The organism is Patescibacteria group bacterium (assembly GCA_034660655.1).
Taxonomy (GTDB): Bacteria; Patescibacteriota; Patescibacteriia; order JAACEG01; family JAACEG01; genus JAACEG01.
Genome location: JAYEJU010000052.1, coordinates 1 through 8,503 on the forward strand (window position 1 = coordinate 1; position 8,503 = coordinate 8,503).

The window sequence follows — 8,503 nt, forward strand, 5'->3', positions numbered from 1 at the left end:
TGAGTGGGAATATTTTACTGCAGGTAGAAAAAAACGGAGAGGGGTGGTATGTTTATCCAGACAACAAAAAGAAATATTATTTAGGCAGACCGGCAGATGCTTTTAATGTAATGCGAAAATTAGGATTAGGAGCCACTCATCAATTTATAAATAATTACACAATTTACCCCGATTATGTTTTGGGTAAGATTTTGATTGATGTTGAACAAAACGGCGAAGCGTATTATATTTATCCAAAAGATAAAAAGGCGTATTATCTTGGACGCCCTGCTGACGCGTTTAGTGTTATGCGGGATTTGGGATTAGGGATTTCAAATAATGATGTTAGAAAAATAAACATTGGCGAGGTTGAATAAAAATAATAGTGAATATTAAATGTAATATTGGTTAGCGTAAAAATATGTAAATAATATAATTTTGTGCTATAATATAATATATGAGCAAAATAAACGAAAAAAAATATTATAATGTAATTTTATTCTTTGCGAATAAAATTCAAAATGGAACACTTGGAAAATTGAAAATGATGAAATTATTATATTTTCTTGATTTTGATTTTTTTGAAAAATATGGAAAATCAGTAACAGGTGATAAATATTTGCGTTGGGAAAATGGACCAGTGCCGAAAATGGCTGAAAAAATAATGAAACAAATGAGCGGAGATGATATAAAAATATTAAGACGAAAAGTCGGTATTGGCTATAATGATCAACAACACATAGAAGCCTTGAAAAATTTTGATTTAAAATTATTTTCAAAGGAAGAATTAATGATGATGGACGAAATAGCTGACAAATGGGAAAAATTTTCTGGCACTGAAATGAAAAATGCCAGTCACGGCGAAGCGCCATGGATTGCTACAAAACCAAATGAAATAATTGATTATAATCTTACATATTATCGCAATAAATACGGTGAAATGGATAAAGATTAAAAAGACATTATGCAAATTATATATCATGATGAGATTAGTAAAGATTATAAAAATTTAAAGCGTTTTCCAGCGCCAAAAAAATCATTAGAAGCATGGGAACGCCTTTTTTGTTTAAAAGGATTAAGCGAAACTCCAGGTATTAAATCATATCCTATATTTGGACATCATAAAATATATAAGGCAAGAATTGTTCCACTTCAAGAAAAATGCGGTAAATCAAAAGGATATAGATTAATTTTTCAATTATTAGAAAATGGAGATTTTATATTTTTAATTTTATCAAGACACGGAATTTATAATAATGAGAAAGATTTAATTAGTTTAATAAAAAAGCGTATTACTTAAAATACACAGCAGACGCGTTTAGTGTTATGCGAAATTTGGGGCTGGGAATTACAAATGACAATGTTATAAAAATTGATATAGAGAAATTTTTAAATTAGTTCAGCCTTTTGTGGCTGAACTTTTTTTATTTTTTATAATTATTGTTGCTAAAAATAAATATAAATTGTAGAATAAGGATAATTAAAAGTTTATTAATTGATAATATATTTGTGTATTTGTTATATATTATTCGCGGCATTCGTATTATGTATTTATGGAAAATCTAATGGAAAAATTAAATAAAGAACAATTGGAAGCTGTCACTTACAAAGACGGACCGCTTTTGATTGTGGCTGGCGCTGGCACTGGAAAGACAACTGTTATTACGCAAAAAATCGCATGGCTGATTGAACAGGGGTTTGCGAAAACAGATGAAATTTTAGCTTTAACTTTTACTGAAAAAGCAGCTGGGGAGATGGAAGAAAGAATTGACAGGCTTTTGCCAATGGGATATTTAGATTTGTGGGTTTCAACTTTTCATTCTTTTTGCGAGCGGATTTTAAAAGAAGATGGGCTAGATATAGGATTACCAACTGATTTCAGATTATTAAATTCGTCTGAACAATGGATGCTAATTAAAAAAAATTTAGACAGATTTAACCTTGAATATTATCGTCCTTTAGGAAATCCAACAAAATTTATTCATTCGCTTTTAAAACATTTTTCTCGCTCAAAAGACGAAAATATAAGTCCCAAAGAATATTTAAAATACGCGGAGAATTTAAAAATAAATTTAGACAGAATGGAATCAGGGGCTGTTAGCGTTAAAAAATCAAAAAATAAAAGCGAGATAGATGAAATCGCGGAACAAGAAATTATTAAAATAAATGAAGTTGCTAATGCGTACCATACTTATCAGCAATTGCTTTTGGAAAATAGTTATTTGGATTTTGGTGATTTAATAAATTATACTTTAAAGCTGTTTCAGGAACGCCCGGGGATTTTAAAAAGATATAGAGAGCAATTTAAATATATTTTGGTTGATGAATTTCAGGATACTAATTGGGCGCAGTATGAGTTGATAAAAATTCTGGCAAGCCCGAAAAATAATTTGACAGTCGTCGGAGACGATGATCAAGCAATTTTTCGCTTCAGGGGAGCGTCAATGAGCAATATTTTACAGTTTAAAAAAGATTATTCAAAAAGTAAAAATATTGTTTTAACAAATAATTATCGCAACAAACAAAATATATTAGATGTTTCTTATGAATTTATTAAATTAAATAATCCTAATCGTTTAGAGGTCCAATTGAAAGAAAAATTAAATAAAAAATTAATTGCTAACAATAAAGGCGAAGGGAAGATTGGATGTATAAAAGGCGAAACTCTTGAAGACGAAAATGAAAAAGTGATCAAAAAAATTGTTCAGTTAAAAAGTAGCGATGAAAAATCTAATTGGAATGATTTTGCTATTTTAATCAGATCAAATAATATGGCATGCAGTTTTATGTCTTTATTAGAAAGAGCAGAAATTCCTTATATTTTTTTAGCTTCTCAAGGGCTTTATTCAAAACCTATAATATTAGATATAATATCTTATTTGAAATTATTAGACGATTACAGAGAATCAACAGCATTATTTAGGATTTTGTCTTTGCCTGTTTTTGATTTTTTATCATCAGAAATTAGTGTTTTAAACCATTTGGCAAAAAGAAAAAGTGTTTCTTTGTATGACATCTTAAAACAGGCTGAAAGATTTAATTTTCAACAAAAAACTTTAGATAAAATAAACAAGATTTTAAAATTAATAGAGCAACATACTAATTTGGCAAGAGAGAAAAACGTTGGTGAAATCATTTTAAGATTTTTAGAAGATTCGGGATATTTAAAATATTTGGCGGAATTAAAAGAGCGAAAAGCAAGAGAGGAATTTAGTTATTTAAATCAGTTTTATAAAAAAATAAAAAAATTTGAACAAAATGTTGATGATAGAAAAACAAGAAATTTTTTAGTTGAATTAGAAATGGAAATAGAATCAGGAGAGCAGGGCGGGCTTGCGTTGGATTATGAAGCGGGGCCTGAAGCAGTGAAGATTTTGACTGTTCATTCCGCAAAAGGCTTGGAATTTAAATATGTTTTTATAGTTAATTTAGTTGATAAACGATTTCCAAGTATTGAGAGAAAAGAGCCAATTGCTATTCCTAACGATTTAGTTAAAGAAATTTTGCCTAAAGGCGATATACATATTGAAGAAGAAAGGCGGCTTTTTTATGTCGCGATGACAAGAGCTAAGAATGGGCTGTTTTTTAGTTTGGGCGAGGATTATGGTGGTAAAAGAAAAAAGAAACCGTCAAGATTTTTGTTTGAATCGGGAATTTCAAAAAAAGAGCAATCTCAAAAAGGAAAAACAGATTTTAAATTAAATCTGTCTGTTCCTAAAATAGATAATAATATTAAAGATAGCAAAATAAAACATTCTTTGCCAAATTATTTTTCTTTTTCAAAATTAGAAGCTTATAATAATTGCCCTTATCAATATTATCTTGCTTTTGTTTTAAATATTCCCAGCAAAGGAAAAGGACAATTTAGTTTTGGGAAAACAATGCATTCTGCTTTGCAAAAAACAATGAAATCTTTTTTATCTAAATCGCAAAGCAAACAATCAGATCTTTTTTCGCAAGACAGTAAAATAATAAAAAAATTTGGCGAAGTAATAAATTTGAATGAAATGTTGGATATTTATAAAAATTCATGGATTGATGATTGGTATGAAAATAAAAAAAGCAGGGAAGAATATTTTAAAAAAGGAAAAGAGATTTTAAAAGATTTTTATATTAAGCATAAAGATAAAATTATAAAACCTCTTTTTTTAGAGAAAAATTTTAAATACAAAATTTCCAACAAAGATTTTTTTAGTTTGAAAGGAACAATTGATAGAGTTGATAAATTTGAAAATGGCCTAAAAATTATTGATTATAAAACAGGAAGCCCAAAAGAAAAACTTTCTTTTAAAGAGAAAAAACAGCTGTTAATATATCAGCTGATTTCTAATAATGGAAAATTATTTGACAAAGAAGTAAAACAATTAAGCTATTATTATTTGGGAAATAACAGCGAAATAGAATTTTTAGGATCAGAAAAAGAATTGGAAAAAATAAGGGAAGATATAATCAGAACTATTGAAAAAATAAAACAAAATGATTTTAGTCCAAATCCAGGAATGTTATGCCAGTATTGCGATTTTAACAAAATTTGCGATTTTAAAAAAAATAATTAAAATAAAAATTTGCTCTTTATGAATAAAATAAATAAAAAACGGAGGCAATAATATCATGCAAAGCGCAAATATTGTTGATAACATAAAAAAAAGAAAATTAGAAGAAAGAACAAAACTTCATGTAAGAAATAAAGTTTTTGGAATTGAAAAACGAGTACAACATTTTATAGGAAAATGTCTTGTTTCTTTCGTTAAGATCGTTGTGCAGGGAAAAGAACTAACAGTTAAAATCCATGAAATTCCAAAAGAGATAAAACCGACTGTTGTTAGTATCCAACTTGGCAATAAAATTTTTTGGAAATATCCTGGAGAAAAAGAAGGTCTTAACAATAGAACAATATTATACCAATACGACGGGGAATATTTTTTAAAAATTTTAAAAGGAGGAAGTATAAAAAAGATAATTTCTATCGCAAAGCTAGTCTAGCAGAAAAAAATAGACATAAACAAATAAAACGGGTAAGCATGGCTTGCCCGTTTTTTCTTTTTAAGTTATAAATTTCGGATTTAAAAATTAAATTTTTATTTTATCTTCGCCTTCCAGAACTTTTTTAAATTTTTTATTTTGTCTGATAAGCATTAATATTTTTTTGCGGATGCTGGCGGGTTCTGGAATTTCTTTAAAAATAAATCTTTGTGAAGTTCCGGCGTTTTGGATATGCACATCCCCATAATCCAAAAAAGTTGGAAGTATTCCGTGAACTTCAGAAGTGATGTCTTGAATACGATTTATTTTTTGTTCGGAAACTACGCGTGAAAATAAAGCTTTTTGTTCTATATTTAAAATTCTTTGGTTTGTTACCATCCAAACATCTAAATAATAATCAACAAAACTTGAAAAGAAAAAAAGCCAGATGCTTAAATAATAAACACTTAGAAAAAGAAAGAAAATTATTTTTAGAGCAATATTGTCAAACAGTTCAGCATAGATGTAAGTTATGAGAAAATAAAATAGAATTGGCGCTGGAATAGACGCTAAAAAAACAACAAATGATTTAAAAAAAATAAACCAATGTCTTCTTAAAACTAAAATAACTTTTTCATCTTTTTGTTGCTGTGGAATCTTGTTATAAGTAAACATAAATATAATGCGAATGCCGTGAATTATGGTTTTGCCTTCGGCAGCCCTATTACAAAAAGGGCACATCCGAATATTATATGCGCCTGCCTGCCGGCAGGCAGGAATGCCACGAATATTATTTAAAATATAAGCAAAACGCCTGCCTGCCGGCAGGCAGGCAAAAATTAAAATGTCAGCCAGGGGCTGATCAGCCTCTGGCTGACAAAAATATAATTTAAAATTTAAAATATGCGAATGCTTTTATTAAGTTTCTATTGTTATTATTTGGTTCCAATCAATTTGTAAAATAACTCCAAAAGAGACAATAAAAATTATTATTGTTCCAACACAAAACATAGAAATCATAAAAACGCTAAGTTTGGTTCTAAATCCAAAACGAAGAATATGATAGAGATTAAAAAAAACAAATACTAAAAATATTATTAAAAAAAGAAAGTAGGGTATTAGCAGGAATGATAAAGTAAAAGACATTTTTTATTTGGATTATTAAGATTATTAAGATTTTTGGGATAGTTGGGATATTTTTGAATTTTTATCTTAAATATCCCAAACATTTTAAATATCTCAAGCATCACAATAAAGAATTTGGTGGTTTTAGTCCTAAATGTTTATAAGCTTCTTCTGTGGCAATTCTACCGCGTGGCGTTCTGTGCAGAAAACCTAATTGCATTAAAAAAGGTTCGTAAATTTCTTCTATTGTGTCAATTTCTTCAAAAGTCGTAGCCGCTAGCGTGCCGATTCCTATCGGTCCGCCTTTAAATTTTTCAATGATTACTTTTAAAATTTTAATATCAACTTCGTCTAATCCTAATTCATCAACTTCTAATTCTTTTAAAGAATTTTCGCTGATTTTTTTAGTTATTATGCCATCTGATTTTACTTCCGCAAAATCACGAACCCTTTTTAAAAGCCGATTTGCAATGCGAGGAGTTTTTCTTGAGCGTTTCGCGATTTCATTAATTGCGTCATTTTCAGTGTTAATTTTTAGAATTTTAGAATTTCTTAAAATTATTTTTTCAATGTCTTCTGAATCATAAAAATTTAAACGATAAATATTTCCAAAGCGGTCGCGAAAAGGATGCGAAAGCAAACCGATTTTAGTTGTAGCGCCTATGATTGTGAATTTTGGAAGTTCTAATCTTAAAGTTCGAGCTGACGGACCTTTGCCAATAATAATATCCAAGGCGTAATCTTCCATCGCAGGATATAGGACTTCTTCAATTACTTTATTCAAGCGGTGAATTTCATCAATAAACAGAACATCGCCTTCCTGCAAGTTAGTTAAAATCGCGGCCAAGTCCCCGGTTTTTTCAATCGCCGGCCCAGAAGTGACTTTAATATTAACACTCATTTCATTCGCAATAATGTGCGCTAATGTTGTTTTTCCAAGTCCAGGAGGACCATAAAGCAAAACATGCTCAATAGGTTCATTCCGTTTTTGAGCCGCCTGCATAAAAATTTCCAGATTATTTTTAACTTTTTTTTGTCCAATATATTCTGACAATTTTTTTGGTCGCAAAGAAACATCAAAAGATTTATCATCTTTTTTTTCATTAGAGGACATTACTCTATTTTCATTGTTATCGCTCATACTATAATTTTGACTAATTTTAATCTGCTTTTACTGCCAGACAATATTTTAATTTTATTTTTTTCAACACAAAATTCTTTGCTTAAAATTTTTATCAATTCTGTGTTTGCTTTTCCTTTTTCAGGCAATGAAGCAATATTAATTTTGACAGTTTCATCAGCTAATGTTTCTTTTATTTCTGATTTAATAGCTTTTGGGTTAACCTTAATCCGCAGATATATTTTTTTTTCATTATTTAATTGTTTTTTTTCTTTTGTAAGCATATTATATCTTTATATTATAACTTTTTTAATTTAGTTGCAAGGTATTTTTGCTCTTGTATTTTTTTAATTTTATGTTATGTTTTTTAGTAGGGACACAAAATTTTGTGTCCTTATTAAGATAATTATATTCGGGGATCGTCTAATGGTAGGACATCAGGTTTTCCTGCCTGCCGGCAGGCAGGGATCCTGACGATCGGGGTTCAAACTATGTCCTCAAGAATTATTTGAAAATTATATCTCATATTATGCATATGACATACAATATTTATATCTTAGTTTCTGAAAACAGAAAAAACTGGAGTTATGTCGGTCAAACCGATAATTTAAAGAGAAGAATTAGAGAACATAATTTAGGAAAGGTCAAATCAACTAAAGGAATGCGTCCATTAAAAGTAATATATACGGAAGAATATAAATATAGATATAGTTCGTTGGAACGTGAAAATTATTTAAAATCAGGAATTGGGAGAGAAGAAAAAAAACAAATAATATTAAATTATTCGGGGATCGTCTAATGGTAGGACATCAGGTTTTCCTGCCTGCCGGCAGGCAGGGATCCTGACGATCGGGGTTCAAACTATGTCCTCAAGAATTATTTGAAAATTATATCTCATATTATGCATATGACATACAATATTTATATCTTAGTTTCTGAAAACAGAAAAAACTGGAGTTATGTCGGTCAAACCGATAATTTAAAGAGAAGAATTAGAGAACATAATTTAGGAAAGGTCAAATCAACTAAAGGAATGCGTCCATTAAAAGTAATATATACGGAAGAATATAAATATAGATATAGTTCGTTGGAACGTGAAAATTATTTAAAATCAGGAATTGGGAGAGAAGAAAAAAAACAAATAATATTAAATTATTCGGGGATCGTCTAATGGTAGGACATCAGGTTTTGATCCTGACGATCGGGGTTCGAATCCCTGTCCCCGAGCAGACAATTTCGGTGAGACTGACCGAAGAGTGTTTTGTGGCTAAAAATTGTTTAGCCCATAAAAAAATCGCCTTGTTTGGGCGATTTTTG

Annotated in this window: 11 protein-coding genes and 1 tRNA gene; 9 read left to right on the forward strand and 3 right to left on the reverse strand. The window is 29.4% G+C overall.

The genetic code is table 11. The features are described 5' to 3' along the window. From U9O55_03730 to U9O55_03750, 5 genes are all read left to right on the forward strand, one after another. Nucleotides 1–356, forward strand: a 356-nt coding sequence (locus U9O55_03730; GenBank protein ID MEA2088921.1) for a hypothetical protein, incomplete at its 5' end; no start/stop codon positions are given. 80 nt (nt 357–436) lie between these two features. Then, complete coding sequence (locus tag U9O55_03735) at nt 437–934, forward strand: Panacea domain-containing protein (protein MEA2088922.1); 498 nt, start codon at nt 437–439, stop codon at nt 932–934. Nucleotides 935–943: 9 nt separating this feature from the next. Then, nucleotides 944–1,279 carry a hypothetical protein gene (locus U9O55_03740; GenBank protein ID MEA2088923.1) on the forward strand — a complete coding sequence of 112 codons (336 nt, stop codon included), beginning with the start codon at nt 944–946 and terminating at the stop codon, nt 1,277–1,279. A gap of 253 nt (nt 1,280–1,532) precedes the next feature. Next, entirely contained in the window at nt 1,533–4,535 is a 3,003-nt protein-coding gene (locus tag U9O55_03745; GenBank protein ID MEA2088924.1) for a UvrD-helicase domain-containing protein, read from the forward strand. Between the two features lie 55 nt (nt 4,536–4,590). Continuing rightward, a complete protein-coding gene (locus U9O55_03750; GenBank protein MEA2088925.1) occupies nt 4,591–4,962 on the forward strand; it encodes a hypothetical protein in 372 nt (123 codons plus the stop codon). An 87-nt stretch (nt 4,963–5,049) separates the two neighbouring features. Here U9O55_03750 and U9O55_03755 read toward each other — a convergent pair whose 3' ends face one another. Further along, entirely contained in the window at nt 5,050–5,616 is a 567-nt protein-coding gene (locus U9O55_03755) for a PH domain-containing protein (GenBank protein ID MEA2088926.1), read from the reverse strand. A gap of 77 nt (nt 5,617–5,693) precedes the next feature. Between U9O55_03755 and U9O55_03760 the strand changes: the two genes are divergently transcribed. Continuing rightward, nucleotides 5,694–5,834 carry a hypothetical protein gene (locus U9O55_03760; protein ID MEA2088927.1) on the forward strand — a complete coding sequence of 47 codons (141 nt, stop codon included), beginning with the start codon at nt 5,694–5,696 and terminating at the stop codon, nt 5,832–5,834. Between the two features lie 353 nt (nt 5,835–6,187). On the opposite strand, the gene ruvB is transcribed toward U9O55_03760, so the two are convergent. Next, a complete protein-coding gene (gene ruvB, locus U9O55_03765; protein ID MEA2088928.1) occupies nt 6,188–7,207 on the reverse strand; it encodes a Holliday junction branch migration DNA helicase RuvB in 1,020 nt (339 codons plus the stop codon). Continuing rightward, nucleotides 7,204–7,470, reverse strand: a complete 267-nt coding sequence (locus tag U9O55_03770; protein ID MEA2088929.1) for a DUF167 domain-containing protein — start codon at nt 7,468–7,470, stop codon at nt 7,204–7,206. Before U9O55_03770 ends, ruvB begins: the two co-directional genes overlap by 4 nt. Before the next feature lie 251 nt (nt 7,471–7,721). On the opposite strand from U9O55_03770, the gene U9O55_03775 reads away from it, so the two are divergent. The 3 genes from U9O55_03775 (at nt 7,722) to U9O55_03785 (ending at nt 8,413) form a co-directional block, all read left to right on the forward strand. Continuing rightward, nucleotides 7,722–7,985, forward strand: coding sequence for a GIY-YIG nuclease family protein (locus U9O55_03775; GenBank protein ID MEA2088930.1), 264 nt, complete (start codon nt 7,722–7,724; stop codon nt 7,983–7,985). A 108-nt stretch (nt 7,986–8,093) separates the two neighbouring features. Next, complete coding sequence (locus tag U9O55_03780) at nt 8,094–8,357, forward strand: GIY-YIG nuclease family protein (GenBank protein ID MEA2088931.1); 264 nt, start codon at nt 8,094–8,096, stop codon at nt 8,355–8,357. Then, a tRNA-Gln gene (locus tag U9O55_03785) sits at nt 8,343–8,413 on the forward strand. Before U9O55_03780 ends, U9O55_03785 begins: the two co-directional genes overlap by 15 nt. Nucleotides 8,414–8,503 lie beyond the last annotated feature (90 nt).